The 25289-nt window shown below is 67.0% G+C and carries 28 protein-coding genes and 3 tRNA genes; 14 read left to right on the top strand and 17 right to left on the bottom strand.

The genetic code is table 11. The features are described from left to right. Positions 1-18: 18 nt before the first annotated feature. The 3 genes from AB0N61_RS06510 to orn all read right to left on the bottom strand — a co-directional run bounded on the left by AB0N61_RS06510 (position 19) and on the right by orn (position 1508). Positions 19-648 carry a LysE family transporter gene (locus AB0N61_RS06510; protein ID WP_363362574.1) on the bottom strand — a complete coding sequence of 210 codons (630 nt, stop codon included), beginning with the start codon at positions 646-648 and terminating at the stop codon, positions 19-21. Between the two features lie 121 nt (positions 649-769). Continuing rightward, positions 770-845, bottom strand: a tRNA-His gene (locus AB0N61_RS06505). 36 nt (positions 846-881) lie between these two features. Further along, complete coding sequence (gene orn / locus AB0N61_RS06500; RefSeq protein WP_363362573.1) at positions 882-1508, bottom strand: oligoribonuclease; 627 nt, start codon at positions 1506-1508, stop codon at positions 882-884. A 59-nt stretch (positions 1509-1567) separates the two neighbouring features. Between orn and AB0N61_RS06495 the strand changes: the two genes are divergently transcribed. Then, a tRNA-Arg gene (locus AB0N61_RS06495) sits at positions 1568-1643 on the top strand. 21 nt (positions 1644-1664) lie between these two features. Here AB0N61_RS06495 and AB0N61_RS06490 read toward each other — a convergent pair. Further along, positions 1665-1934 carry a hypothetical protein gene (locus AB0N61_RS06490; protein ID WP_363362571.1) on the bottom strand — a complete coding sequence of 90 codons (270 nt, stop codon included), beginning with the start codon at positions 1932-1934 and terminating at the stop codon, positions 1665-1667. 201 nt (positions 1935-2135) lie between these two features. On the opposite strand from AB0N61_RS06490, the gene AB0N61_RS06485 reads away from it, so the two are divergent. The 4 genes from AB0N61_RS06485 (at position 2136) to AB0N61_RS06470 (ending at position 5525) form a co-directional block, all read left to right on the top strand. Continuing rightward, complete coding sequence (locus tag AB0N61_RS06485; RefSeq protein ID WP_363362570.1) at positions 2136-2681, top strand: single-stranded DNA-binding protein; 546 nt, start codon at positions 2136-2138, stop codon at positions 2679-2681. Positions 2682-2984: 303 nt separating this feature from the next. Beyond that, positions 2985-3266, top strand: coding sequence for a hypothetical protein (locus AB0N61_RS06480; protein ID WP_363362569.1), 282 nt, complete (start codon positions 2985-2987; stop codon positions 3264-3266). 83 nt (positions 3267-3349) lie between these two features. After that, the gene (ettA, locus tag AB0N61_RS06475; RefSeq protein ID WP_363362567.1) at positions 3350-5029 is read left to right on the top strand and encodes an energy-dependent translational throttle protein EttA; all 1680 of its coding nucleotides are present in this window, start codon (positions 3350-3352) and stop codon (positions 5027-5029) included. A 7-nt stretch (positions 5030-5036) separates the two neighbouring features. After that, on the top strand, positions 5037-5525 hold the full coding sequence (locus AB0N61_RS06470; protein ID WP_363362566.1) for a thioesterase family protein: 489 nt from the start codon (positions 5037-5039) through the stop codon (positions 5523-5525). Positions 5526-5555: 30 nt separating this feature from the next. Here AB0N61_RS06470 and AB0N61_RS06465 read toward each other — a convergent pair whose 3' ends face one another. Further along, a complete protein-coding gene (locus AB0N61_RS06465) occupies positions 5556-6443 on the bottom strand; it encodes an acyl-CoA thioesterase II (protein WP_363362564.1) in 888 nt (295 codons plus the stop codon). A 51-nt stretch (positions 6444-6494) separates the two neighbouring features. Between AB0N61_RS06465 and AB0N61_RS06460 the strand changes: the two genes are divergently transcribed. Then, the gene (locus AB0N61_RS06460; RefSeq protein ID WP_363362563.1) at positions 6495-7160 is read left to right on the top strand and encodes a hypothetical protein; all 666 of its coding nucleotides are present in this window, start codon (positions 6495-6497) and stop codon (positions 7158-7160) included. A gap of 14 nt (positions 7161-7174) precedes the next feature. Here AB0N61_RS06460 and AB0N61_RS06455 read toward each other — a convergent pair whose 3' ends face one another. The 4 genes from AB0N61_RS06455 to pepN form a co-directional block, all read right to left on the bottom strand. Next, entirely contained in the window at positions 7175-8833 is a 1659-nt protein-coding gene (locus AB0N61_RS06455) for an FAD-binding dehydrogenase (RefSeq protein WP_363362561.1), read from the bottom strand. Further along, positions 8830-9279 carry a globin gene (locus AB0N61_RS06450; RefSeq protein ID WP_167944227.1) on the bottom strand — a complete coding sequence of 150 codons (450 nt, stop codon included), beginning with the start codon at positions 9277-9279 and terminating at the stop codon, positions 8830-8832. The genes AB0N61_RS06455 and AB0N61_RS06450 overlap by 4 nt, the downstream gene beginning before the upstream one ends. Then, a complete protein-coding gene (locus tag AB0N61_RS06445; protein ID WP_167944225.1) occupies positions 9276-10349 on the bottom strand; it encodes a mechanosensitive ion channel domain-containing protein in 1074 nt (357 codons plus the stop codon). The genes AB0N61_RS06450 and AB0N61_RS06445 overlap by 4 nt, the downstream gene beginning before the upstream one ends. Positions 10350-10423: 74 nt before the next feature. Further along, the gene (pepN, locus tag AB0N61_RS06440) at positions 10424-12976 is read right to left on the bottom strand and encodes an aminopeptidase N (protein ID WP_167944223.1); all 2553 of its coding nucleotides are present in this window, start codon (positions 12974-12976) and stop codon (positions 10424-10426) included. A gap of 124 nt (positions 12977-13100) precedes the next feature. On the opposite strand from pepN, the gene AB0N61_RS06435 reads away from it, so the two are divergent. Genes AB0N61_RS06435 through AB0N61_RS06415 form a run of 5 tightly spaced genes read left to right on the top strand, consistent with a single transcriptional unit; the run spans position 13101 to position 17966 of the window. Further along, the gene (locus AB0N61_RS06435) at positions 13101-14285 is read left to right on the top strand and encodes a ferrochelatase (protein ID WP_167944221.1); all 1185 of its coding nucleotides are present in this window, start codon (positions 13101-13103) and stop codon (positions 14283-14285) included. A gap of 37 nt (positions 14286-14322) precedes the next feature. Beyond that, entirely contained in the window at positions 14323-14808 is a 486-nt protein-coding gene (locus AB0N61_RS06430; protein WP_167944219.1) for a ribose-5-phosphate isomerase, read from the top strand. Between the two features lies 1 nt (position 14809). After that, a complete protein-coding gene (locus tag AB0N61_RS06425) occupies positions 14810-15808 on the top strand; it encodes a zinc finger domain-containing protein (RefSeq protein WP_167944217.1) in 999 nt (332 codons plus the stop codon). Positions 15809-15831: 23 nt separating this feature from the next. Beyond that, a complete protein-coding gene (locus AB0N61_RS06420; RefSeq protein ID WP_167944215.1) occupies positions 15832-16473 on the top strand; it encodes an FMN-binding negative transcriptional regulator in 642 nt (213 codons plus the stop codon). Beyond that, complete coding sequence (locus tag AB0N61_RS06415) at positions 16470-17966, top strand: amidohydrolase family protein (RefSeq protein ID WP_363362555.1); 1497 nt, start codon at positions 16470-16472, stop codon at positions 17964-17966. The genes AB0N61_RS06420 and AB0N61_RS06415 overlap by 4 nt, the downstream gene beginning before the upstream one ends. A 58-nt stretch (positions 17967-18024) precedes the next feature. Here AB0N61_RS06415 and AB0N61_RS06410 read toward each other — a convergent pair whose 3' ends face one another. Continuing rightward, positions 18025-18510 (bottom strand): DNA starvation/stationary phase protection protein, encoded by a 486-nt coding sequence (locus tag AB0N61_RS06410; protein WP_167944211.1) that lies wholly within the window; start codon positions 18508-18510, stop codon positions 18025-18027. 140 nt (positions 18511-18650) lie between these two features. On the opposite strand from AB0N61_RS06410, the gene AB0N61_RS06405 reads away from it, so the two are divergent. Further along, positions 18651-19187, top strand: a complete 537-nt coding sequence (locus tag AB0N61_RS06405; protein ID WP_363362553.1) for a gamma carbonic anhydrase family protein — start codon at positions 18651-18653, stop codon at positions 19185-19187. Positions 19188-19216: 29 nt separating this feature from the next. Continuing rightward, positions 19217-19290: transfer RNA gene (locus AB0N61_RS06400), tRNA-Ile, on the top strand. On the opposite strand, the gene AB0N61_RS06395 is transcribed toward AB0N61_RS06400, so the two are convergent. The 6 genes from AB0N61_RS06395 to AB0N61_RS06370 form a co-directional block, all read right to left on the bottom strand. Further along, positions 19272-19898 carry a DUF2238 domain-containing protein gene (locus tag AB0N61_RS06395; RefSeq protein WP_363362551.1) on the bottom strand — a complete coding sequence of 209 codons (627 nt, stop codon included), beginning with the start codon at positions 19896-19898 and terminating at the stop codon, positions 19272-19274. The genes AB0N61_RS06400 and AB0N61_RS06395 overlap by 19 nt on opposite strands. Continuing rightward, a complete protein-coding gene (locus tag AB0N61_RS06390; protein WP_363362549.1) occupies positions 19895-20785 on the bottom strand; it encodes an endonuclease/exonuclease/phosphatase family protein in 891 nt (296 codons plus the stop codon). The genes AB0N61_RS06395 and AB0N61_RS06390 overlap by 4 nt, the downstream gene beginning before the upstream one ends. Continuing rightward, positions 20725-21555, bottom strand: coding sequence for a glycosyltransferase family 2 protein (locus AB0N61_RS06385; RefSeq protein ID WP_363362547.1), 831 nt, complete (start codon positions 21553-21555; stop codon positions 20725-20727). The genes AB0N61_RS06390 and AB0N61_RS06385 overlap by 61 nt, the downstream gene beginning before the upstream one ends. 86 nt (positions 21556-21641) lie before the next feature. Next, entirely contained in the window at positions 21642-21974 is a 333-nt protein-coding gene (locus AB0N61_RS06380; protein ID WP_363362545.1) for a hypothetical protein, read from the bottom strand. A gap of 86 nt (positions 21975-22060) precedes the next feature. After that, positions 22061-22999, bottom strand: coding sequence for an AraC family transcriptional regulator (locus AB0N61_RS06375; protein WP_363362544.1), 939 nt, complete (start codon positions 22997-22999; stop codon positions 22061-22063). After that, on the bottom strand, positions 22980-23732 hold the full coding sequence (locus tag AB0N61_RS06370) for an exonuclease domain-containing protein (RefSeq protein ID WP_363362542.1): 753 nt from the start codon (positions 23730-23732) through the stop codon (positions 22980-22982). Before AB0N61_RS06370 ends, AB0N61_RS06375 begins: the two co-directional genes overlap by 20 nt. 79 nt (positions 23733-23811) lie before the next feature. On the opposite strand from AB0N61_RS06370, the gene AB0N61_RS06365 reads away from it, so the two are divergent. Next, positions 23812-24711 carry an alpha/beta hydrolase gene (locus AB0N61_RS06365; RefSeq protein ID WP_363362540.1) on the top strand — a complete coding sequence of 300 codons (900 nt, stop codon included), beginning with the start codon at positions 23812-23814 and terminating at the stop codon, positions 24709-24711. Here AB0N61_RS06365 and AB0N61_RS06360 read toward each other — a convergent pair. After that, a complete protein-coding gene (locus AB0N61_RS06360; RefSeq protein ID WP_053096043.1) occupies positions 24683-25156 on the bottom strand; it encodes an Lrp/AsnC family transcriptional regulator in 474 nt (157 codons plus the stop codon). The genes AB0N61_RS06365 and AB0N61_RS06360 overlap by 29 nt on opposite strands. Between the last annotated feature and the right edge of the window lie 133 nt (positions 25157-25289).

The raw sequence follows: 25289 nt of genomic DNA, 5'->3' as shown, positions 1-25289 counted from the left end.
CGTCCGACGGACCGCGTGTCAGTGGAGAACGACGAGGAGGCCCGCGACCGCGATGAAGAGGACTCCGAAGACACTGTTGAGCGTGCGCTGCCCTCGCGCGGATCGCGTGAGCCGGCGGAACGGCCTGGCTGCGGTGGCGAAGAACCCCCACATCACCAGAACATCGACGATGATGACGGTGCCGATCAGGGTGATGTATTGGGGGAGCTGAGGCTCGTCCAGGCGGATGAACTGGGGTATGAATGCGAGGAAGAACACGATCGCCTTGGGGTTGAGCAGATTGACCCAGAACCCTCGTCTGATCATCGACCAGTGGCCCTCGCGGAGATCGACGGTGGCCGCGTCATCATCAGCGGCAGGCTGTGGCTTCGTGAGGACGAGACGGATCCCGAGGAAGACCAGGTAGGCGGCGCCGGCGTAGCGGATCACATTGAACAGGAGTTCGGACTGCGAGACGAGAAGACCCAGGCCTGCTGCGACGATCACGACGTGGACGATGAGGGCGAGCTGCTGCCCCAGGATTCCCCAGATGGAACGACGCCAGCCCTGGCTCAGAGCATTCGACATCGTATTGATGGCACCGGCCCCCGGCGTGAAGCTGATCACCACGCAGGCGGGCAGAAGAGAGAACCACACGGCGAGCGACACCTCGTAATCCTATGCGTGGCGCTCGCGCTCTCGATCACGGTCGCTCGGGTCCGACACCGAGGCGGCGTTCGACGAGCGAAACAGAGAAGGTCCGAGTCTTTCGACTCGGACCTTCTCTGAGTGGGGTGAGTAACGGGACTCGAACCCGCGACATCCGGCACCACAAGCCAGCGCTCTACCAGCTGAGCTATACCCACCATGTGCCGATCACGATCGGCAACCAGATGAGTCTATTACATGTTTGGAGTGAACTCTGACACGGTGCGCGCGGCGATACCGCGGGCATCGTCACTCGACGGTCCGGGTTCGTCGACGAAGACCGCCTCGCGGTAGTAGCGGAGCTCGCGGATCGACTCGAGGATGTCGGCGAGAGCACGGTGTCCGCCGTCCTTCGCCGGCGCCTGGAAGAACACCCGGGGGTACCACCGCCGCGAGAGCTCCTTGATGCTGGACACGTCGACGTTGCGGTAGTGCAACCAATGGTCGACCAGGGGCATGTATTTCGCCAGGAACATGCGGTCGGTGCCGATGGTGTTTCCTGCGAGCGGAGCCTTGCGTTCGAGCGGAACGAACCGCTTGATGTACGCGAGCGTCTGCTCCTCGGCCTCCGCGAGCGAAACCCCATTGGGGATCTCCGTGATGAGCCCGGACGTCTCGTGCATCTTCGTCACGAAGTCGTTCATGTTCTGGAGCGCTGCGTCGCTCGGACGGATCACGATCTGGAAGCCGGGGTCGACCGGACGAAGCTCGAAATCGGTGATGACGACAGCGATCTCGACGAGCTCGTCGACGGACAGATCGAGACCGGTCATCTCACAGTCGATCCAGACGAGGCGGTCGTTCTCTGAGGCAGATACCATGTCGCCATCCTATCGACGGCTCCGACATCCGAGCCGGGCGCGGTACGGTAGTCCTGTGCGCCTCCGTAGCTCAGGGGATAGAGCAGGAGCCTTCTAATCTCTTGGTCGCAGGTTCGAATCCTGCCGGGGGCACCATCGCATCAGTCGTCGCGCGACTCATCCGTTCCGCAACGCGGCCACCGCGTCGTCCGCGCTCCAGAAGTCGCCGACGAGGCGGAAGGATGAGCTGGCGAGGTGAAGGCGCTCGGCCCGATACCTCACCCCGAGGGGATCCGGGACGAGGCGCAGATGCCCGAGCACCCGGTCTCTCGCATCCTGGACCCGCCAGAGATGAGCTGAAGCGCGCACGAGGCGCTCCTTCTTGGTCGACAGCCGCGGCGTGGCGTGAGGAACCTCAGGGACGGACGTGGTCAGGGTGACGGTCATCGAATCTCCTCTCCTGACTCGAACATATGACCCACCACCGACATCGTCGGCTTGGCGAAGCGCCGAGACCGGGCAGTCCTCCTGCACATGCCGACGTCGACCCGGGTTGTCCAGGATCCCGCGTTCCCCGTGCCCACGGTGCGCCGACGGGGCGCACTCTGAAGCGAGCCGGACACGCGCTCCGGGCACAGAGGAGAGAACATGTACGACACAGTCACGATCGTCGGGAACGTCGCCACCGACCCCACTCAGGGACGAACGACCAGCGGAATCCCCGTCACGAACTTTCGACTCGCGAGCACTCATCGGCGGTTCGATGAGACGACGCGGACCTGGGTGGACGTCGTCACGAACTGGTATTCCGTCGCGGCGTTCCGCCAGCTGGGGGAGCACGCGAAGGCTTCGCTGCGGGCGGGCGACAGCGTGATCGTGACCGGAAGGATGAAGATCCGGGCCTGGGAGAACAACGGCAAGCAGGGCACGAGCGTGGACATCGACGCCGACGCGATCGGCCACGACCTCCGGTGGGGCACCACGGCGTATCGCCGAAGTGCCCGATCGGCCGCCGACGCGTCTGCCAGGGGCGGCTCGACACCAGCGGATCCGCAGCGCGATGCAGAGACTCCCTCAGAACCACGTGATCGTGCGACCGACATCGACACGTCCTGGGCCGCGCACGACGGCGACCACGAGGAGCCGGAGAGCGCCCTCGCGGGATCCGCTCACTCAGGGTCTGACCTGTTCTGACGGCGGGTGAGAATCGCCGTCGACGTGCTCGATCGTGATGATCCGCACGGATGCGGAGGGGGACGCCCGTAGACTCGGTTCGTGCTTCGACGACCGGCCTCCTCCGCATCGCGTTCGGCTTTCGCGGTCAGCGTCGCGACGACGTTGTTGGTTGCATTGACGGCGTGCGGTCCGACCGCATCGCCAGCACCCACACCCGGGTCGACCGGCGACGCTGCCTCGCCCAGCCCGTCGGCCTCTCCGTCGGGGCCGGTGCTCGTTGCAGGCGGTACTGCGGATGACAATCTCCCGCTCTTCACAGCCGTGACAAGCGGTGTATGGGCTTCTGAGCAGAGGGCATCCGGACGCGCGTACATCGATGCGCTGACCGCGGCCGGCTTCGACAAGACCGCCATGCAGGTGACCGCAGACGTCACGACCGTCGGGAACCCGGTCGAGAGCTTGCAGTTCGCAGTGCGATGGGGCGACGGAGAATGTCTGGTCGGACAGGTGGGTCCGTCGACCGGCGAGCCGGTCACGGTCGTCATGCCGCAGCTCGCAGAGGGACGCTGCCTCGTCGGCGCGACGCGGGCGATCGACTGGTGATGCGACGCCTCCGCTAGCGCCGTCTGAGATCGCCGGTAGGCTGGAGTGTCGATCTTCGACGCCAACAGAAGGAGCGGTTTTCGGTGGCTGAGTACATCTACTCGATGGTTCGTGCACGCAAGGCGGTGGGCGAGAAGCTCATCCTCGATGACGTCACGATGGCGTTCCTGCCCGGTGCCAAGATCGGCATGGTGGGTCCCAACGGTGCGGGTAAGTCGACGATCCTCAAGATCATGGCCGGCTTGGACACGCCGTCGAACGGCGAGGCGAAGCTCTCTCCGGGATTCTCAGTCGGAATCCTGATGCAGGAGCCCGAGCTCGATGAGACCAAGACGGTGATCGAGAACATCCAGGACGGCATCGCCATCAAGGCGAAGGTCGACCGCTTCAACGAGATCTCGATGCTGATGGCCGACCCGGACGCGGACTTCGACTCGCTCCTGGCCGAGATGGGTACGCTCCAGGAAGAGATCGACGCCGCCGACGGCTGGGATCTCGACTCGCAGCTCGAGCAGGCCATGGATGCGCTCCGCACGCCGCCGGCCGATGCAGCGATCGCACCTCTCTCGGGTGGAGAGAAGCGCCGTGTCGCGCTCGCGAAGCTCCTTCTTCAGAAGCCCGACCTCCTGCTGCTCGACGAGCCCACCAACCACCTGGACGCCGAGAGCGTGCTGTGGCTCGAGCAGCACCTGCAGGCCTACAAGGGCGCGGTGATCGCGATCACCCACGACCGGTACTTCCTCGACCACGTCGCCGAGTGGATCGCGGAGGTCGACCGCGGCCGGCTCATCGGATACGAGGGAAACTACTCGACCTACCTGGAGAAGAAGGGCGAGCGCCTCGAGATCCAGGGCAAGAAAGACGCCAAGCTCGCCAAGCGCCTCAAGGAGGAGCTCGAGTGGGTGCGCTCGAGCGCGAAGGGGCGTCAGACGAAATCCAAGGCTCGTCTCGCGCGCTACGAGGAGATGGCGAACGAGGCAGAGCGGACCAGGAAGCTGGACTTCGAGGAGATCACGATCCCCGCGGGTCCGCGACTCGGCAGCGTCGTGATCGACGCGAAGAACCTGAAGAAGGGCTTCGACGGCCGTTCGCTCATCGACGGCCTGAGCTTCAGCCTTCCGCCGAACGGCATCGTCGGAGTGATCGGCCCGAACGGCGTGGGCAAGACGACTCTGTTCAAGACGATCGTCGGTCTCGAGCCGCTCGACGGCGGGGATCTCAAGATCGGTGAGACGGTCAAGATCAGCTACGTCGACCAGTCCCGCTCGAACATCGACCCGGACAAGACGCTGTGGGAGGTCGTGTCCGACGGACTCGACTTCATCACCGTCGGCAAGACCGAGATCCCGTCGCGAGCATATGTCTCCAAATTCGGCTTCAAGGGTCCGGACCAGCAAAAGAAGGCCGGGGTGCTCTCCGGCGGTGAGCGCAACCGACTCAACCTGGCACTCACGCTGAAAGAGGGCGGCAACCTGCTGCTCCTCGACGAGCCGACCAACGACCTCGATGTCGAAACGCTGAGTTCGCTCGAGAACGCGCTGCTCGAGTTCCCCGGGTGTGCAGTGGTGATCACGCACGACCGGTGGTTCCTCGACCGCATCGCGACGCACATCCTCGCGTATGAGGGAACGGACGAGAAGCCCGACCAGTGGTACTGGTTCGAGGGCAACTTCGAGGCCTACGAGGAGAACAAGATCCAGCGCCTCGGTGCAGATGCGGCCAAGCCGCACCGTTCGACGCACCGCAAGCTCACGCGCGACTGATCGCTCGATGTCCGACCTGACACCGGGACCCCGGCTGCATATCCCGATCCACCTCCGTTGGGGGGATCTGGACGCGTTCAACCACGTCAACAACACCTCGATGCTGAAGCTGCTCGAGGAGGCGCGCGTGCGCGCGTTCTGGCGTGCGGGTCCCGGTGAGCAGGCTCCCTCGACAGCGGTGCTCGATTCAGGCATCGACGAGGGGACGCTGACGCTCATCGCGCGCCAGGAGATCGAGTACCTCGCGCCGGTGCCGTACCAGCGACGACCGCTCGAGGTGCAGATGTGGTTCGGCAAGCTCGGCGGGTCCAGCGTCGAGGTCTGCTATGAAGTGCACAACGATCCCGCCGCCGAACCTCGCACCATCTATGCGCGATCGACGGCCATCATCGTCCTCGTCGACGCGAAGACCGGCCGGCCCACGCGCCTCACCCAGGAGATGCGCGACGCCTGGGAACCGTACGTCGGGCCGTCCATCGAGTACTCCCACAGGTGAGGTGAGCTCGCACCCCGTGCGCCGCGCGCATCACTCCGATGCGGGCACCCTGACCATGATCTCCTGCGCGACGGACGCGACGAGATCACCCGACTGCGTGTAGATGCGCCCCTGAGCCAGCCCGCGGCCGCCGCGCGCGTTCGGCGACTCCTGCAGATAGAGCAGCCACTCATCGACGCGGGCCGGCCGATGCCACCACATCGCGTGGTCCAGGCTTGCGACCTTGAGCCCCGGCAGACCCCAGTAGACGCCGTGGGCGCGGAGGATCGACTCCTGGATCGTCATATCGCTGAGGTACGCGAGAGCTGCCCGATGGATGCGCTGGTCATCGGGCAGAGGTGCCTTCATGCGCATCCACACCCCCTGCTGCGGAACCCGCGGGTCGTCGCTCGGCAGGAACAGAGGCGAGTCGATGTGGCGGACATCGGCGGCACGATCGCTGAGCATCCGGACCACGCCCGACGGCAGACCGTCGACACGCTTCTCGTCAGGAAGCAGGGAGTCCGGACCCGGGACACCGGAGGGCATCGGCACGGCATGCTCGAGTCCAGGATCGTCGTCCTGGAAGGAGGCGATCATCGAGAAGATGGGCACGCCGTTCTGATAGGCCTGCGAACGCCGGGTCGAGAAGGATCGTCCGTCGTGGATGCGGTCCACGGCGATCGTGATTCCCTGGCTCGCGTCGCCCGGCCGCAGGAAGTAGCCGTGCATCGAGTGCACGGCGCGATCCTCCGGAAGCGTCCGCTCTGCGGCCAGCAGGCTCTGCGCGAGCACCTGGCCGCCGTAGATCCGCCCGGACGGCATCGGATGCGATGATCCGGTGAAGATGTCCTCAGTGGTGCGGGCCTGGGTCGAATCGAGATCGAGGACGTCGAGGAGCTGTTCGACGGTTCGGATCGCGTGGGCGTCGGCGGTCATGACTTCCTTCCCGCGACTGCGGATGCTTCTGGCGTTGCTAGTTTAGAGGGTGTGCCCCACCAGCTTCTTCTCGCAGATGCCGAGACCGCGAAGGATGTTCTGACGTTCGTCGGACGAGCGACCCGCATCTCGGATGAAGGCATTCGGCTGCAGGCGGCGCGGGGTGTTCTGGCGCTCACGGGTGCCGCCCTCTCGCCCCACGGGCTGTTCGATCAGACCCCGACCGTCCTGGCGATGCGCATCGTGCAGGCCGATCCCGAGCTCGAATGCGATGTCGTCGTCTCCGCGCTCACCGCGACCGACGACGAGCGCACGCTGACGCTCCCCGAGACGGGGCTGTCGCCAGCCTGGGCAGGAATAGCCCCTCCGCGCGCCGGCTGGCAAGCTGCTGCGACTCTGGCGGCATCCACCATCGCCCAGCGCGCTCAATGGGGGATCAGCGCCGTGGCTCGAGGAGCGAGTCCAGGCTCGGGGGAGGAGGCTGTTCGGGCCCTCCGCGCCGCGATCTGGGGCGAGGCGGACGACGATCTGGCGGGCTTGCCGCGCGGAGTCGCGTTCGCGGCCGACGCGTTCGGCTTCATCTCCGGCGAGGAGGACGTTCCGGTGATGCAGTCGGGGCGGTGGAATCGACTCGCGTTCCGTCGCGGACATGTTCTTGCCCGCGGTCCAGTCGCCTCAGGGCTGACCGCCGTCCGGGGGACGGGCTCCGCACAGTAGCGGCGAGCCAGCACTCACCGGGCCGCAGCGCGCCCCGCCTGACGGCCGGAGAAGAGACAGCCGCCGAGGAACGTTCCCTCGAGTGCTCGGTAACCGTGCATGCCGCCGCCGCCGAAGCCGCTCGCCTCGCCCGCTGCGTAGAGTCCGGGAATGGGTTCGCCGTCGACCCCGAGAGCGCGGCCGTCGAGATCGGTGTTGATCCCACCGAGAGACTTCCGCGTGAGGACGTGCAGCTTCACCGCGACGAGAGGGCCGGCATCCGGGTCTTGCAGACGATGCGGCGCCGCCGTGCGGATCAGTCTGTCACCGCGATACCCGCGCATCGAACGCAGCATCCCGATCTGGGCGTCCTTCGTGAACCCGTTGGCCATCTCGAGATCGCGCGCCACGACCTCTCGTCGCACGTGGTCGATGTCGAGCGATTCCCCGCCGGGATGCCGCTGCATCTGCTCGAGCAGGGATTCCAGATCGTTCTCGACGATGAAGTCCTCGCCTTCGTCGAGAAAAGCCTGCACGGGACCGGTCGGTCCCTTGGCGAGACGGGACTTGACCAGCAGCCCGATGTCTTTGCCCGTCAGGTCCGGGTTCTGTTCGCTCCCGGAGAGGGCGAACTCCTTCTCGACGATCTGGCGAGAGGTGACGAACCACGAGTGGTCGTAGCCGGTGCTGCGCAGGTGAGCGAGTGTGCCCAACGTGTCGAAGCCCGGGAACAGCGGCGTAGGCAACCGTCGGCCCGTGGCGTCGAGCCACAGCGACGAGGGACCGGGAAGGATGCGGATGCCGTGCGACGGCCACACCGGATCCCAGTTCGTGATCCCTTCGACGTAGTGCCACATCCGGTCGCTGTTCACGAGACGAGCACCGGCGGCGTCGGAGACGGCCTGCATCGATCCGTCCACGTACGCGGGTACCCCTGTCAGCATGTGCTCGGGGGGCGTGCCGAGGCTCGCAGGCCATGCCGCGCGCACGAGATCGTGATTGCCGCCGATGCCGCCGGACGAGACGATCGTCGCCGCAGCGCGGATCTCGAAATCACCGATCACGTGCCGTGACGACTCGACTCCGCGACGCGCCGGGCTGGATTCCAGGATCGTTCCCCGCGCGCCAGTGATGGTGCCGTCGGTGGTGATGAGCTCAGTCACGCGATGGCGAGGGAGGATGGTGACCCGGCCCTCCCGTTCGCCCTGCTCGACGGTGGCCGCGAACGGCGCCACGATCCCCGGCCCCGTGCCCCACGTGATGTGAAACCGCGGGACCGAGTTGCCCGGCCCGAGCGCACCGTATCCTCCGCGTTCTGCCCACCCGACCACAGGGAAGAATCCGACGCCGCGTTGGCGCAGCCATGCGCGTTTCTCTCCTGCGGCGAACTGCAGATACTCCTCGGCCCACCGACGAGGCCAGTGGTCTTCGGGGCGGTCGAACGAGGCAGTTCCCCACCAGTCCTGCGTCGCCAGGTCGAGGGAATCCTTGATGCCCATGCGTCGTTGCTCGGGCGAATCGATGAGGAACAGTCCGCCGAACGACCACCAGGCCTGTCCGCCGAGATTCGTACGCGGCTCCTGATCGATCAGGATCACGCGGCGCCCGGCATCGACCGCCTCGCTCGCTGCGACGAGACCGGCGAGCCCCCATCCGATGACCAGGACGTCTGCAGACAGGGGCGTGTTCGTCATGTGCTCTCCGGTGATTCCTGACGTGATCGTGTCTCGAGCGTGGGGCGCCCGGCGGAAGGTGCGCCGATGCCGGACGGCTCGAATGTGTTCACCATGGCATACGCGGCTCGTTCGAGGTAGTCCCACAGCGTCGATTCGTGGAGAGGCGACAACTGCGCCTCGTCCAGGGCCGTTCGCATGTGACGCAGCCACCGGTCGCGGGCGTCGGGGTCGACGTGGAACGGCATGTGGCGCATCCTGAGACGGGGGTGGCCACGGGTCTCTCCGTAGGTCGTGGGGCCGCCCCAGTACTGCTCGAGGAACAGGAGCAGGCGCTCTTCGGCAGGACCGAGGTCCTCCTCGGGATACATCGGCTTCAGGACCGGGTCGAGCGCCACCTCACGGTAGAAGACCGACACGATCTTCGCGAACGTCTCGCGACCGCCGACCTCGTCGTAGAAAGTCACTTCTGAGAACCTCCGTCGTCGGTCGTCTTCTTGCGTCGCCAGATTCCCCGATCCGGGATGACAGGAACGCCGGTGACCGCGTTCGGACGGGTCTTCGGCGGGTTCGCCCCCCGCACGCGGCGTGCGCCGTCGAGGCCGGTGGGCATGACAGTCGTCATACTCGGGAGCTGGATCTCCTTCTCGAGCAGCGCCGACCGCAGGCGCTTCCGAAGCTCCTGAGCGACGTCGTCCTTCGCATTGGCGCGAGCCTTGATGACCACACGGACGACCAGCGCCTCGCCGTCGATCGACTCGAGACCCCACAGCTCGGGCTTCTCGATGATGCGGGTCCGCCACTTCGGGTCCTTGGACAGCCCCTGGGCGGTGTCGAGCAGCGTCTGCTCGACCGTCTCGAGGTCGGAGTCGACGGGCACACCGACGTCGATGATCGCCCGAGCCCAGCCCTGCGACATGTTTCCGATTCGCAGCACCTCGCCGTTGCGGACGTACCAGAGCGTGCCGTTCACGTCCCGGACCTGCGTGATGCGCACACTCACGTATTCGACGACACCCGAGGCGAGACCCAGATCCACGACGTCGCCGATGCCGATCTGATCCTCGGCCACGATGAACATGCCATTGAGCACGTCCTTGACGATGTTCTGGGCCCCGAAACCGAGACCCGCACCGACCGCCGCAGTGAGCAGGGTCAGCGATCCGAGCAGAGTGGGGGCCAGATGATTGACCACCAAGACGATCGCGATGACCACCAGCATGACGTTGACGATGTTCTGCAGGATCGTCCCGAGGGTGCGCGTCCGCTGCACGAGGCGCATGTCTGCGAGGGGGGAACGCTCGAGCGCCTGCGTGTCATCGACGGACGCCTTGTTCTTGGCGCTGTCGACGATGCGATGCACGATCCGACGGATGACGACGCGAAGCACCAGCGCGATCAAGATGCAGCCGGCGATGATCGCGACGACGCCGAGCGCCTGAAGCCCCACGTCGCGAAGCACGGTGATCGCGTCCATCCACCAGTCCGGAAGAGTGGTCTCAGCAGGGTCGGGGTTCGTTTCGAATGGCAGAATCATCCCCTCCAGAGTAGCGATCAGGCCTCTGCGCGGGCTGGACGCACCGCGCAGAGGCCTGATCAGGAGAGGTCGGCTCAGTCCTCAGCGTCGCGCGACTGCGCGGCGAGAGACCGCTCGACGTCTGCGAGGTTCTCGAGGACGAGACGGCGGAGCGCCGGTGCGGCATCCTGGTTGGCGGACAGCCAGGCACGCGTCGCGTCGCGCAGTTCGACATCCGCGATCGCGGTCGGGAACAGGCCGACGATCAGATACTGCGCGATCTGATAGGTGCGGGACTCCCAGATCGGCACGAGCATGTCGAAGTACGCGGGGACGAACTCGCGCAGCGACTCGACTCCCGCCGGGTGGACGAAGCCGAGAGCGGCCGAACGCACGATCGTGTTCGGAGCATCGTCACGGTCGATCAGCGACGCCCACGCCGCCTTCTTCGACGCGGAATCCGGCAGTGCAGCGCGCGCCTGAGCGGCGAACTCCCCGCCCTTCGACGTGTTGTCCGACGAGAGCGCGGCGTCGATCGATGCCGCGTCAGTCGCGCCGATCGTCGCGAGACCGACCAGGAGCTGCCAGCTGAGGTCGGCGTCGATCTCGAGACCGGGAAGCGTCTCCTCTCCCGAGCGGAGACGACCGATGATGCCGGCGTGCTCCGGCGTGACCAGCGCGTTGGCGAACGCCGTGACGAACTGGAGCTGGCTGTCGCTGCCCGATTCGGCGGCTTCCGCGAGCGCCCAGAGACCGTCGGCGACCTTCTGGCGAGCGGCGAGGCGAGCCTCGGGCCTCACGTACAGGGTGGCTGCGGTGCGCAGCTGCGCGAGAGTGGTGCGGACCGTGGTCGACTCGGTCTCGCGTCCGATGTTGCCCAGCACGAGGTCGATGTAGTCCGATGCTGCGGTCTCGGCATCGCGGGTCTGATCCCACGCGGCGCCCCAGACGAGGGAGCGGGCGAGGGGATCGGTGATGTCGGCGAGGTGCGCGATGGCCGTGGCGAGAGAGCGCTCGTCGAGGCGGATCTTCGCGTAGGCGAGGTCGTTGTCGTTGAGCAGCACGAGGTCCGGGCGCTTCAGACCGTGCAGCTCGGGGACCTCCGTGCGGTCGCCGTCGACGTCGATCTCCGCGTAGTGCGTGCGCACGAGTGCGCCGTCCTGGAGGGTGTAGAACCCGATGCCGAGGCGGTGGGGACGGATGGTCGGGTAGTCGGCCGGGGCGGTCTGCGTGACGGCGAATCGCGTGATCGTGCCGTCGACGTCGTCTGCGATGACCGGCTCGAGGGTGTTCACGCCCGCGGTCTCCAGCCACTTCTTCGACCAGGTGCTCAGATCGCGTCCGCTGGTGGCCTCGAGCTCGGTGAGCAGGTCGCTGAGCTCGGTGTTGCCCCACGAGTGCTTCTGGAAGTACTGGGAGACACCGGCGAAGAACTCTTCGATGCCCACCCATGCGGCGAGCTGCTTGAGGACCGAGCCGCCCTTCGCGTAGGTGATTCCGTCGAAGTTCACCTGCACGTCTTCGAGATCGTTGATCTCGGCCACGATCGGGTGGGTGGACGGGAGCTGGTCCTGACGGTACGCCCAGGTCTTCTCCATGGCGTTGAACGTGGTCCACGCTTCGGTCCACTCGGTGGCCTCGGCGGTCGCGATCGTCGACGCCCATTCGGCGAACGACTCATTCAGCCAGAGGTCGTTCCACCACTTCATGGTGACGAGGTCGCCGAACCACATGTGTGCGAGCTCGTGCAGGATCGTGACGACGCGACGTTCCTTGACGGCGTCGGTCACCTTGCTGCGGAAGACGTACGTCTCGGTGAAGGTCACCGCGCCCGCGTTCTCCATGGCGCCCGCGTTGAACTCCGGGACGAACAGCTGGTCGTACTTCGCGAACGGGTAGGGAACGCCGAACTTCGACTCGAAGTACTCGAAGCCCTCGCGTGTCTTGTCGAAGATGTAGTCGGCGTCGAGGTGCTGCCAGAGGCTCTTGCGGCCGTAGACGCCGAGCGGGATCACGCGGCCCGATGCGCTGGTGAGCTCGGAGAACGTCGCCTCGTAGGGACCGGCGACCAGGGCCGTGATGTACGAGGAGATGCGGGGCGTGGGCTCGAACCCCCACGTGGCGACCGAGTCGTCATCGTGCACGATGGGCTCGGGCGTGGGGGAGTTCGAGACGACCTTCCACGACGCCGGAGCCGTGACCGTGAACTGGAACGTCGCCTTGAGGTCGGGCTGCTCGAACACCGCGAAGACGCGGCGCGAGTCGGGGACCTCGAACTGCGAGTAGAGGTAGACCTCTTCGTCGACCGGATCGACGAAACGGTGCAGTCCCTCGCCGGTGTTCGTGTAAAGGCAGTCCGCATCGACCACGAGGACGTTCTCCGCCTGCAGTCCGGCGAGCGCGATGCGCGAGTCGGCGAAGACCTCGTCGGGGTCGAGCTGCTCGCCGTTCAGCGAGATCTCGCGTACGTCGCGGGCGATCAGATCGATGAAGGTGGTGCTCTCCGGCGTCGCGGTGAACCGGACGACGCTGCGGGAGCCGAAGACCTCCGCACCCTTCGTCAGGTCGAGCGAGACTTCGTACGACTGAGTGTCGATGACGTCGCGGCGCTCCTGCGCTTCGATGCGGGTGAGGTTCTCTCCAGGCACAGCTGTACTCCCAGGGGTGAGGGGATGCTGCCGCAACCCAGCGCAGTTGGCGCCCACGGCAACCATGACAGCCTACGCCAGCACGGCGGCCTGTCTCACGTCCGGAAGGTGAAAGGATGGAGAGGTGACCGCGATCGAGCCGAACCACGTCCTCTTTGCCTCTGCTGCCGCTGCCGATGGTGCGCCCTATGTGTCGACGCCGACGGCGTACGACGGCATCCTTCTCGCCGGATTCGGAGGGCCGGAGGGACAGGACGACGTCATCCCGTTCCTCCGCAACGTCACGCGCGGTCGTGGCATCCCCGATGAGCGTCTGGAGGAGGTGGCGCATCACTACCGCCACTTCGGCGGTGTGAGCCCGATCAACGGTCAGAACCGCATCCTCAAGGAGGCGCTGGAAGGCGAACTCGCACGCCGGGGCATCCATCTTCCCGTGTACTGGGGGAACCGGAACTGGAGCCCCTACCTCGAGGAGGTCGTGACGGAGGCGGCCGCCGACGGGAAGACGACGCTTCTCGCCTTCGCCACCAGCGCGTACAGCTCGTTCTCGAGCTGCCGGCAGTATCGCGAGGACTTCGCGCGGGTGCTCGAGGAGACCGAGCTCGGCGACACGGTGACGATCGACAAGATCCGGCCCTTCTACGACCACCCCGGCTTCGTCGAGTCGTTCGAGACGGGCGTCCGCGAGGCGATCGAGACGTTCCTCAGTCAGGGCATCGCCCCCGAGGACATCCAGATCCTCTTCTCGACCCACAGCATCCCGACGGCGGACGCGGAGCGGTCCGGCGCACGCGACATCGACTGGGGAGAGGGCGGCGCCTACGCTGCCCAGCATCTCGCTGTCGCCGCCTGGGTCATGGACCGGGTGCGCGAGACGGTCCCCGCATCGGCCGATGTCGCGTGGGAGCTTGTCTACCAGTCGCGTTCCGGCCCCGCGTCGCAGCCGTGGCTGGAGCCCGATGTGTGCGACGTCATCGGCGAGCTGCCTGAGCGGGGCCGAAAGGCTGTCGCCGTCGTGCCTGTCGGGTTCATGAGCGACCACATGGAGGTGCTCTGGGACCTCGACACCGAGGCGGCCGAAGCGGCTGAAGAAGCCGGACTGGCCTTCACCCGCACTCCCACGCCCGGGGTGGCGCCGTCGTTCGTCACCGGTATCGTCGACCTCATCGTGGAGCGCTTGGAAGGCCGACCCAATGAGGAGCGGCCCCACGTGACCTCGCTGCCCGGCGCGTTCGACGTGTGTCGTCCCGGCTGCTGCGAGAACGTCCGCGCCGGATTCAAGCCGGCCGCCGCGGGCGTCGCGCCCTGAGCGCCCGCTGACCCTCAGCGCTTCTAGGATGGATGCCATGCGCATCCATATCGCCACCGATCACGCCGGTCTCGACTTCTCGACGCAGCTGCAGGACCACCTGCGCAGCGCGGGTCACGAGGTCGTCGATCATGGGCCGATCGAGTACGACGCGCTCGACGACTATCCTGCGTTCTGCATCCGCGCCGCCCAGGCCGTCGTGGCTGATCAGGCAGTCGGCGTCGAGACGCTCGGCGTGGTCTTCGGCGGGTCGGGAAACGGCGAGCAGATCGCCGCGAACAAGGTCGAGGGTGTGCGCGCCGCCCTCGTGTGGAACACCTCGACCGCCGAGCTCGCTCGGCAGCACAACGACGCGAACGTGATCTCGATCGGGGCCCGTCAGCATTCGTTCGACGAGGTGATCTCTTTGATCGACACCTTCATCGCGACGCCGTTCTCCCATGACGAGCGTCACGTTCGCCGCATCGGTCAGATCGCGGACTTCGAGCGCGACGGCTCGCTGCTGCCGGACCCGCGAGCCTGACATGCCCGAGGGACATTCGGTCCACCGCATCGCGCGCCAGTTCGACCGCAACTTCGTCGGCAAGCCGATGCTGGCGTCGAGCCCGCAGGGGCGCTTCGCCGAGGGCGCAGCCGTCCTGAACGGGCGTGAGGCGATCAGCGTGCAGGCGGTGGGGAAGCAGATGTTCCTCGAGGCCGAAGGCGATGTGTGGCTGCGTGTGCACCTCGGCCTCTATGGAGCGTGGGACTTCGCCGGTGACATCCTGGTCGACCCGACGATCGCGTCCGCGAACGGCCGGATGGGCCAGACGAACCAGCGGGGCACGGTGGTCGACGAGGAGATACTCGACGACGCCGGGGAGAACTCGCTCGCCTCGATCGGCGCGCCTCGTCGCACCCGCGTGCACGTGCGGATGTCGGAGCAGACGAAAGGGCTCGCCGATGAGGGGCTCGAATGGCCGCCGCCGGTTGTCGGTCAGGTGCGGCTGCGGCTGATGACCGACATCACGAGCGCAGATCTGCGCGGCCCGACCGCCTGCGTGCTCCAGACCCCGGAGGAGATGCTCGCCAGCGTCGCGAAGCTCGGTCCGGATCCGCTCGTCGGGGATCCTGCAGAGAACGAGGAGCGCTTCGTCCGAGCCGTCCGCAAGAAGCAGACGGTGATCGCGCTCCTGCTCATGGACCAGGCTGTGGTCAGCGGAATCGGCAACGTGTATCGGGCGGAGATGCTGTTCCGTCAGCGGCTGAACCCGCACACGCCAGGCCGCGAGGTGCCCGAGGATGTGGTGCGCGCGCTCTGGCACGACTGGGTGCGGCTTCTGGCCATCGGCGTGGAAACGGGTCAGATGATGACCATGGACGACCTCTCGCCCGATGCGTACCGGGCGGCGATGGCGAGTCGAGACGACCGCCATTGGGTCTACCACCGCGCAGGTCTGCCGTGCCGCATCTGCGGCACCGAGATCGCCCTCGAGGAGATCGGGGCGCGGAAACTGTACTGGTGCCCCCGCTGCCAGGCGTGACCGGCCGGCCGTAGGCTGAGAGGATGCGTCAGAACCCCAGTTTCACACTCGCCGATGTGGCTGAGATCCGTCGGGTGGTCGACGCCGACCCGTGGGCGACGATGGTGAGCAACGGTCCCGAGGGCTTGGTCTCCTCGCACTACGTCGTGCTGCTCGACCAGGATCGCGACGATCTCACGGTCGTGGGTCACGTCGGCCGCCCGGATGACCTGATCCACGGCCTCGGCGAGAGGGAGCTGCTCGTCGTGTTCCAGGGACCGCACGGCTATATCTCACCGGGGTGGTACGGCGATGTTCCGTCCGTTCCGACATGGAACTACACAGCCGTGCATCTCGCAGGAGTTCCTGAGATCCTCAGCGACGAGGAGAACCTCGCCGTGCTCGATCGACTGGTGGATCGTTTCGAAGGGCGGATGCCAGAGCCACGGAAGATGTGGGAGCGACCGAATGACCCTGCGTTCGTCGCCCGATTGGCGGCCGGAACTGTGGGTTTCAGACTCACCCCGACACGCGTCGTCGCGAAACGCAAACTGAGCCAGAACAAGCCTGTCGAGACCGTGGAGACGATCATCGCCGAACTCGACTCCGACGGGCCGTATGCGCAGCACGCTCTCGCCGCCGAGATGCGTCGCGCGCAGCAGGCGCGTGCCGGAGCCCGTCCGTGACCGGGGTCGGAGAACACATCGCGACCATTGCCGGCGTCCGGATCTCCGGTCCGGGCAGGGAGTTCCTGATCGATGATGAGCCGGTCGACATCTTCATCGACGATGGGCGGATCAGCGACATCGCTCCCGCCGGCGCGATCCGGGCGAGGGGTCGGGTCCTCGAGGCGAACGGGGCGTGGGCGTTGCCGGGCCTCTGGGACAACCACGTGCACACGGTGCAATGGGCTCTGGCGGCAGAGCGGGTCGCACTGGGCGGTGCGGCGTCCGCGGCGGAAGCGGCTGCGATCATGGCGGCTGCGGCGCCCCTTCCGGACGGGCGAAAGGTCGGCAGCGGCTTCCGTGATGCGATGTGGCCCGACAGGCCGTCGCTCGCTCTGCTCGACAGCGCCACGGGGGAGGTGCCCACGTATCTCATCAATGCTGATGTGCACAGCACGTGGCTCAACTCGGCGGCCCTGCGTCTCGAGGGTTTCGAGGGCGACGACGGAATGCTCCGCGAGCAGGATGCCTTCGAGATCTCCCGTCGGCTGAACGCCGTCGATCCGCAACGCGGCGACGAGGCGGTTCGCGAGGCCGGCGAGCGAGCGGCCTCGCGCGGCGTCACCGGCCTGGTCGACTTCGACATGGCCTGGAACGCCGATGCCTGGCTGCGTCGCGTCACGGCCGGATTCGCCGCGCATCGCGTCGAGTTCGCGATCTACCCGCACGACCTTGACCGGGCGATCCGGGCTGGGCTGAGAACGGGTGAGCTGCACGAGACGGCGGACGCTCCGGATGCCGGGCGCGGCCTGATCCGCGTCGGATCGCTGAAGGTCATCAGCGACGGCTCGCTGGGCACGCGGACCGCGGCGTGCTCGCACTCGTATCCGGATGATTCGGAGAACTTCGGGGTGCTCACGGTGCCGACTGCCGAACTCGCTGAGCTGCTCACGACAGCCACCGGTGCGGGCCTGTCGGTGGCGGTGCATGCTATCGGCGACCGTGCCGTTACCGGGGCGCTGGACGCCTTCACGGTGTCGGGGGCGGTCGGAACCATCGAGCACGCTCAACTCGTGCGGCACTCCGACCTCGCGCGGTTCGGCAGGCTGGGCGTCGTCGCGAGCGTGCAACCGCAGCACGCGCTCGATGACAGGGATCTCGTCGGGCGGCACTGGGCGGACCAGACTTCGATCGGGTATCCACTCGGCGCTCTCCGAGACGCCGGGGTCGAACTCCGTTTCGGATCGGATGCGCCCGTTGCGCCCCTCGATCCGTGGCAGGCGATCGCTGCCGCGGTCACCCGCACCGACGATGGCCGCGACGCCTGGCACCCCGAACAGCGACTGACGAGGGACCAGGCCATCCAGGCGAGCGTCCGCACGGCCGTGCGTCCGGGGGAGCCCGCCGACATCGCTCTCTGCGGTTACGACCCGCTGTCTGCGTCGGGTGCGGACCTGCGGCGGATGCCCGTCATCGCGACGATGGTGTCCGGGCGGCTGACCTACGGCGACTGACTGCGCATACGACGAAGGGCACCGGATGTCCGGTGCCCTTCGTTGTGCGCATGGATGCTCAGGCGGCGATGTGGGACACGAGGAACCAGCGGTCCTTCTCGAGTCCGCGCATGATCTCGATCGCGACGTCCTGGCTGGTGAGGTCGACCTCATCGAGTCCGTCGATCGCAGCCTTCACATCGACGAGGATCGCGTCGATGTCGGAGATGACAGCGCGCACGAGTTCATCCGACTGCGTGAAACCGGCGGGAACGGAGGTGGCGCCGCCCTTGGCCGCGACGGCGCTGACGCGTGCGTCGATCGGAAGACCGAGCGCGACGATCCGCTCGGCGGCGGTGTCGGCGAAGTCGCCGGCGTGCGCCACGATCGTGTCGAGGAGTTCGTGGACTCCGACGAAGTTGGCGCCACGGACATGCCAGTGGGCCTGCTTGCCGTCGATCGTCAGGGCCTGGAGTCCGAGAACGACGGGGGAGAGGAACTGCGACGCTGCAGCGGCCACGGTCGGGTCGCTGGCGGTGGTCGAAACGGTCTGTACCTTGCTCATGGTGACTCCTCCGGAGTGGTCTCTTCGTGCCTGATGAAGACAACGCTACTCGCCTGAATTCATTCCGCAAGCAAGCGAAGGCTCGGCTTAGTGGCCCGGAATCACGCGGAAATCCGGGCTCCAGAGGATAGTCTCACCTTATGACCATCGCAGCCGGAGCCTCCGTCCTCGCCCTCCCCGGGAGGACCCCGTCGATCGCCGCCGACACGCTCATCGCGGAAGGTGCGCGCATCGTCGGAGACGTGTCGCTCGCCGACGGCGCGAGCGTCTGGTACAACGCAGTCCTGCGGGGCGACTCGGCATCCATCGTGGTCGGACGCGACAGCAACATCCAGGACAACGTCTCGGTCCACGTCGATGCGTCGCACCCGGTCGTCGTCGGTGCGAAGGTGTCGATCGGTCACAACGCGGTCGTCCACGGCTGCACGATCGGAGACGGTTCGCTCATCGGGATGGGAGCCGTCGTGCTCAGCGGCGCCGTCATCGGCGCCGGCTGTCTCGTCGCCGGTGGAGCCGTGGTGCTCGGGGGCACCGAGGTACCTGACGGCTCGTTGGTGGCGGGGGTTCCCGCCACAGTGCGCAGAGCGCTCAGCGACCAGGAACGCGCAGACCTGCTCGCGAACGCGGACGTCTATCTCGCGCACGTCCGGACGCACGCTGCCGCGACACCGGTCTGATCGGCGTCGACCGATAGGCTGTTCCTCACGGGGCGGTGGCCAAGCTGGTTAAGGCAGTGGGCTCATAACCCAACGATCGCGGGTTCAAGTCCCGCCCGCCCTACTCTTGCTTCGCGTCTCATCGACGTGGTGGGCCGAGCGTGCACGATCCGGAGATGACGTCGCGAGGACGACTCCCGCGGCGACTCCGCCCAGTGCGCCGAAGGCCATGTCGCCGATCGTGTCCTGGTAGGTGACGAAGATCTCGTCGCTCAGGTACGCCCAGCCCAGCCACTCGATCATCTCCCACACGGCACTGAGCGCGAGGGCCACCACGGGCGCGAGGATGAGCGATGTGCGCGGGCTGGCCCCCGCGTCGCGAGTCATGGGCACGACATCCGTCCGGGAGAGGATCACGGCGGCGACGACCGTGAGAACACCCGTGCAGACCAGATGCACGAGCAGATCCCATCCGGAGATCGACCGGTACAGGTCGAGCACGTTGCTCCACGCCGCCACGATCACGGTGACGCACGCGGTGAGGTCGAACGCCCCGCGCATGCCCAGAACTCGCGGCAGCATGAGAGCGGGGAGAGCCAGGGCAGCGATGCCGGCATCGGTCGGCGACAGCCAGATCAGCGCGACCGCGACCCCGACGACGCCGACTGCCCGAACCGCGTCGGCCGCCCACTCGGCGATGGTGCGAGGCGGTCGCAGGAAGTCTTCCTTCACAGTGCTCTCCCTTCCGGACGCAGGAGCGCCTGCACCGGCAGATGGTCCGATGGAGCGACCCCGTCGAAGACGTGCGCGTTCACGGCAGCGGCATGGACTCGGACGTCAGGGCTGACCAGCATCCAGTCGATGCGTCGGCCGTTCAGTCGCGGACGCCGATATCCGCTGAGGGTACTCCACAGGGGCGTCAGCCTCTTCTCCGCGGTGTCCCAGGCGTCGACCAACTCAGCCCGCGACAGGAGGGTACGAACGGCGTCTGACCCAGGACCGGCATTCAGGTCGCCGGCGATGATCGTGGGCAGGGCCTGCGTGCGAGCCCCCTCTGCGATGATCTCCGACGACCGTCGCCGAGCTCGAGATGACAGGTGATCGAGGTGGGTGTTGATGACTGCGAATCGGACGCCCGTCGACCTGTCCGAGAACTCGGCGGAGACGCTGATACGAGGGAAGAGGGTCCCCCATGACAGGCTGCCCGGCTCGTCCGGCCGGGTGGAGAGGGCCCGCTGTCTCCATGCCAGGAGCTCAAGCCGGGAGGCGTCGTAGACGATCGGCGTCCCCTCGCCTGTGCCGTCACGGTTTCGTCCTCGACCGACGTAGCGATAGTCCGGACCGAGCGCGGCGCAGACGACCTTCAGCGATCGGGGGAGTGCTTCCTGCAGTGCGATGATCGTCGGTCGCTCCGAGCGGAGCATCGCGGCGACCGCCGGCGCGCGCACGCTCCAGCGATCACGCTTCGGACGCACGGCGCCCTCCATCGCCCGGCGAATGTTGAAAGTCATCACGTGCAGGTCGGGTGCGGCGGCGGGACCGATCAGCGGCTCGACCGTCATCGCAGCGCCCGCGGGCCCGAGCTGAGCAGGCGACGTCGAATCATCAGTCGTCCCCATCGCACAGGCGGGAAGTCTCGTGGCCAGTGCACCACCACGCTGCGAACTCCTCGATGCACACGTCGACCGAACCGGCCGGCGGTGAGCGGCCTCATCGACATCCCCATCGAGGCGCCCGAGAGCCGAGCGATCCGGTGGTGCTCGCCGAGGTGGAAGGCGAGGTCGAGGTCGTCGTGGATCTCCGGATCGTCGCGGTGCACGGTGGTCCGCACCGATTGCCAGGCCTCGCGGCGGAACGCGAGGTTGGAACCGAAGAGGGGCAGGTGGCCGAGCGTGACGCTCAAGAGAGTCATGTACGCCCCGAGGTAGAGCCGAGCCAGCGGCGTGCGCAGCACAGCAGGTCCGTCGGTGAAGCGCGCAGCCCCCGTGATGGCCCCGAGGTGGCGGTCGTCATCGAATGCCGAGACGATCGCGGCTATCCAGCCCGGATCCGGCTCGCAGTCCGCATCGAGGCGGAGGATCAGGTCTCCGCGGGCGGCGTCATACCCGGTGGACGCCGCAGCGGGGATGCCGGGCTCGTCGCACGCGAGTACACGCGCTCCCCACGCCAGCGCGACGGACGCCGATGCGTCGGAGGATCCGTTGTCGACGACGACGACCTCGTCTGCCGGCGAGTCCTGAGCGTGCAGAGCGGTGAGGCAGCGCGCCAGCAGCTCTGCGTCATCCTTGACCGGGATGACCACTGATGTGGTGAGCGCCGCGGCCCTGCCCTTCGGCGACGCTGCCGTCTCGCCCGCCTCCCTCAGGGGCTTATCGCCGTGTGTCGTCATCACATCGATGCTGTCATCACCCGACGAAGGGCGCGAGGGACTTGACAGCGGCGGGCAGGCACCGGCTCAGTCGAGCTGGGGGCGCCTCAGGGGGCCTCCGCGGCCTCGACATCGAGGGAGGGCTCGATGACCTCGTCGACGAGGGTGATACCGCCGCTCGAGTTCGCGGAGTGAGCGAGATCCTCGATCCACCGGCGGCTGAGCTCGGGCGTCTCACTCTCGTCGAAGACGAAGCGCAACGGGATGGAGGGGTGCAGCCACACCGTCGAACGGCCCTCGGTGTCGCCGTCGGGGTGCTTCCAGGTCAGCGTGAAGCTCTCGTTGCGACGCAGCTTCGTCGCGACGACGACCTTGAGGTGCGCCAACGCCCGATCTTCGATGTGGATCGGATCGGAGCCGCCGTAATAGAGAGAACCCATATCTCGGAATATATGTGCCAGCGCCGGTTACATTGCACGTCCCGGTCGCGGCGCGCGAGGGCTGCGAACAATCTGTTCGCAAAGTGTCATCGACGGTGCTTCGCCGCCGTCACAGAAGGAAGCACGCCGAAGCTCTCGCGGTACGCCGCGGCGAAGCGGGAAGGATGCGAGAAGCCCCACCTGCGCGCCACAGCGGCGACGGTCATCTGCGACCCCGATCGCAGGTCGCGGTGTGCTCCGTCGAGGCGCGCCTGCCGCAGGGAGTCGGCCGGTGTCGTGTCGAGCGCGCGACGGAACGCGTACTGCAGTCCCCGCGTCGAGATGTGAACGGCGGCCGCGACGTCGTCGACGGTGATCGGCCGGTGCGAGTTCTCGGCGATGAAATCGAGCGCGCGACGCACGGTCGCGGGCGCCGGCGCGCCCTGCGCCGGCCGATGGCGCTCGAGGCTGCTCGCCGTCGCGAAGGCTGCCAGGGTCGTCGCCGCGGCATGCCGTGCCAGTTCGGCGCGCACGAGATCGTCGTCGTCCGCACCGTCGGCGAGCTCTCCGGCGCTCCCTTCGAGGTACGCGAACATGCGGTCCCATGCGGCGCCCGCGTGCGCGGAGCGCGGGGAGAGATCGTTCACCCGGACGGATACGGTGTCGTCACCGCTGATCCTTCGCGCGAGGCTCGTCAGGGTGTCCTGCTCGAACACGAGTGCCGTGACCTTGGCGCCCGCCTCCCAACGAGCGTGCACTCTCGGACCGTCGGAGATCCACGGCCGGCTCGCGTCGAGATCTCCTCGGTCGGAGTACACGCGGGCGTCGGGGCCATCGACTCGGCAGACCAGGACCTGATTCTGGGGCTCCGCTGTCGAGCGCACCTCCGCTGCGAGGTCGTAACGCACGAGACTCACCGCCCCGAGGTCGGCGGAGAGCCAGTCGAAGCGGAACCGGTGGGGGTCGACGTCATGCAGGACGGCGGACGGGACGAACTGCTTCCAGGTGCTCTCGACGCGCGAGACGTCACGGGTTTGGAATCGCATCGCGCGAGACCTCCTCGATCACTCGGTGCGCTCGCACCGGCCAGGTCCCATCGAGACGCTCGTCGGGTTCGATGCGCCCGATGCGGATGAAGTACTCGGTGAGGCTCGCCGCCTGGGACCGTGCCCATCCTACCTGGCGCGTGTGCAGCTCCTCGAGGGTGTCCGGAAGCACGAACTGACGCGCGAGGGCTTGCGCGACCCGGCCGGCGGCGACCGCATCCGCAGCGGCTTCGTGGGCGTCCTCGAGGCGCACGGCATAGAGGGCGGCGACGACGGCGAGGGTGCGCTTGCCCGGGCGATAGCGGTCGTACGCCTTGTCGATCACCAGAGGGTCGATGATCGGGGACGGATTCTCCAGCGGAGGGATGCCGTGGCGATGCGCCTCGTGCGCCAGCAGGGAGAAGTCGTATGCCGCGTTGTAAGCGACGATCGGGACTCCTTGAGAGAGCAGGGATCGCAGCGCTCCGGTGACCTCCCGGACCACCTCGGAAGCTCGCCGTCCATGGCGACGAGCGTGCTCGGTCGTGATCCCGTGAACGGCGGTGGCGCCGTCGGGGATCGGAACTCCGGGATCCGACAGCCAGTCCCGTGCGGCGATCTCGCGACCGTCGGCGTCGAGGAGTCCGACGTGGGCGGTCACGATGCGGTCGTGCTCCACATCTATGCCGGTGGTCTCGAGGTCGAACACGCCGACACGGGTGATCCAGTGCGGGAGTGAGGACGCCGGGGGCATGATCCCACCGTAGAACCGGCCTCTGACATCGGGCGGAGCCACACGGAGATCATGCATTCGTCGACCATAGACTTGAGCCATGACCGTGCCCTCGCCCTACGCCGACCGTCTGAGCCGACTGCCGGTCGTGCGTCATGAGGTCGAGGTGCGAGGCGGGACGACCGCGTACTGGGAGTACGGTCCGGCCGACGCGGATGTCACGGTCGTCGCCGTGCACGGTTTCCGAGGCGAGCACCACGGCCTCGAGCCGGTTCTCGCATTCCTCCCGGAGGTCCGCGTCATCGCGCCTGATCTCCCCGGCTTCGGCGAGACGGCACCCGTCGCGGGGCGCTCGTACGATCTCGACGAGTACGTCGCCTGGCTGACCGAGTTCGTCACCGCCGTGGCGCCAGGCGCGGTGATCCTCGGCCATTCCTTCGGTTCGATCGTCGCCTCCGCCGCGGTGGCAGCAGGACTTGAGACGCCGAAGCTGATCCTCATCAATCCGATCGGCGCACCCGCCCTGGAAGGTCCCAAGGGCATCATGACGCGCCTGGCCGTCCTGTACTACTCACTCGGAGCGCGACTACCCGAGCGAGCGGGAACGGCGCTGCTGCGGAATCGACTGATCGTCAGAGTCATGAGCATCGCGATGGCGAAGACGTCCGATCCGCACCTGCGACGCTTCATCCACGATCAGCACGACACCTACTTCTCACGCTTCGCCGATCGCGACGTCCTGCGGGACGCGTTCGTGACGAGCGTGTCGCATGACGTGAGCGAATTCGCCGGATCGATCTCGACGCCGACCCTCCTCATCGCCGCCCAGCGCGACGACATCACTCCGATCGAGGTCGAGCGAGAACTCGCCACCCGGTTCGACGACGCGACCCTGGTGGAGATCGCCGAGGTCGGCCATCTGATCCATTACGAGACGCCCGCCGAGGCTGCGGGCGCCGTGCGTCGCTTCCTCAGGATTCCCGTCTCGCGAGGCCGATGAGTCCGGCCACCCGGAAGGGGATGACCTCGCCCATCGCGAGAGATGTCTCGGTGCGCTCGACCCCGTCGATCGACAGGATGCGCGCATCGGTGTCGAACAGGTGTCGGGCGTCTCTGCAGGCGACGCGTGCCAGCAGGTCTATCGATCCGCTGAGCCCGTGCGCCTGTACGACTTCGGGGATGCGCGCCAGCTCGTTGATGATGCGCGGCAGTTCGGTCTGACGCACCCCGATGCTCACGAAGGCTTGGAGGGGGAATCCCAGCACGTCGGTCGAGAACGATCGTTCGTACGACTGGAAGATCCCGGTCTGCTCGAGTCGCGCCATGCGCGCCTGGATCGTGTTGCGCGACAGCCCGAGATTCTCCGCCAGTGCCACGATCGTCACGCGCGGGTCATCGGCGAGTGCGGCGAGAAGCTCCAGATCAATGCGGTCAAGTCCGGCCATAGTGCCAAACGATAGCACCGACGATGCACCCCGGATTTGGCAACATGCTCAAGCTGCTCTCCATTGCTTGAGCGAGGTGATGAGCGGACGTACTCTCGAGTGAACCGGCGCTGATGCCGGGGCCGAGCGTAGA

Origin of the sequence: Microbacterium sp. NPDC089320 (assembly GCF_040684875.1) — a bacterium.
In the GTDB taxonomy this organism is placed as follows: domain Bacteria; phylum Actinomycetota; class Actinomycetes; order Actinomycetales; family Microbacteriaceae; genus Microbacterium.
Note: the sequence above shows the minus strand (reverse complement) of the source record. Positions and strands in the feature narration are given on the sequence as shown.

What these genes read in the sequence shown, in the direction of transcription:
- orn (WP_363362573.1), bottom strand. Translation starts at nt 1,508, where the DNA reads ATGGTATCTGCCTCAGAGAACGACCGCCTCGTCTGGATCGACTGTGAG.
- AB0N61_RS06470 (WP_363362566.1), top strand. Translation starts at nt 5,037, where the DNA reads ATGTCCGACCTGACACCGGGACCCCGGCTGCATATCCCGATCCACCTC.
- AB0N61_RS06365 (WP_363362540.1), top strand. Translation starts at nt 23,812, where the DNA reads ATGACCGTGCCCTCGCCCTACGCCGACCGTCTGAGCCGACTGCCGGTC.
- AB0N61_RS06445 (WP_167944225.1), bottom strand. Translation starts at nt 10,349, where the DNA reads ATGATTCTGCCATTCGAAACGAACCCCGACCCTGCTGAGACCACTCTT.
- AB0N61_RS06370 (WP_363362542.1), bottom strand. Translation starts at nt 23,732, where the DNA reads ATGCCCCCGGCGTCCTCACTCCCGCACTGGATCACCCGTGTCGGCGTG.
- AB0N61_RS06375 (WP_363362544.1), bottom strand. Translation starts at nt 22,999, where the DNA reads ATGCGATTCCAAACCCGTGACGTCTCGCGCGTCGAGAGCACCTGGAAG.
- AB0N61_RS06430 (WP_167944219.1), top strand. Translation starts at nt 14,323, where the DNA reads ATGCGCATCCATATCGCCACCGATCACGCCGGTCTCGACTTCTCGACG.
- AB0N61_RS06490 (WP_363362571.1), bottom strand. Translation starts at nt 1,934, where the DNA reads ATGACCGTCACCCTGACCACGTCCGTCCCTGAGGTTCCTCACGCCACG.
- AB0N61_RS06360 (WP_053096043.1), bottom strand. Translation starts at nt 25,156, where the DNA reads ATGGCCGGACTTGACCGCATTGATCTGGAGCTTCTCGCCGCACTCGCC.
- AB0N61_RS06410 (WP_167944211.1), bottom strand. Translation starts at nt 18,510, where the DNA reads ATGAGCAAGGTACAGACCGTTTCGACCACCGCCAGCGACCCGACCGTG.
- AB0N61_RS06405 (WP_363362553.1), top strand. Translation starts at nt 18,651, where the DNA reads ATGACCATCGCAGCCGGAGCCTCCGTCCTCGCCCTCCCCGGGAGGACC.
- AB0N61_RS06465 (WP_363362564.1), bottom strand. Translation starts at nt 6,443, where the DNA reads ATGACCGCCGACGCCCACGCGATCCGAACCGTCGAACAGCTCCTCGAC.
- AB0N61_RS06380 (WP_363362545.1), bottom strand. Translation starts at nt 21,974, where the DNA reads ATGGGTTCTCTCTATTACGGCGGCTCCGATCCGATCCACATCGAAGAT.
- AB0N61_RS06420 (WP_167944215.1), top strand. Translation starts at nt 15,832, where the DNA reads ATGCGTCAGAACCCCAGTTTCACACTCGCCGATGTGGCTGAGATCCGT.
- AB0N61_RS06455 (WP_363362561.1), bottom strand. Translation starts at nt 8,833, where the DNA reads ATGACGAACACGCCCCTGTCTGCAGACGTCCTGGTCATCGGATGGGGG.
- AB0N61_RS06390 (WP_363362549.1), bottom strand. Translation starts at nt 20,785, where the DNA reads ATGGGGACGACTGATGATTCGACGTCGCCTGCTCAGCTCGGGCCCGCG.
- AB0N61_RS06425 (WP_167944217.1), top strand. Translation starts at nt 14,810, where the DNA reads ATGCCCGAGGGACATTCGGTCCACCGCATCGCGCGCCAGTTCGACCGC.
- AB0N61_RS06385 (WP_363362547.1), bottom strand. Translation starts at nt 21,555, where the DNA reads ATGACGACACACGGCGATAAGCCCCTGAGGGAGGCGGGCGAGACGGCA.
- AB0N61_RS06485 (WP_363362570.1), top strand. Translation starts at nt 2,136, where the DNA reads ATGTACGACACAGTCACGATCGTCGGGAACGTCGCCACCGACCCCACT.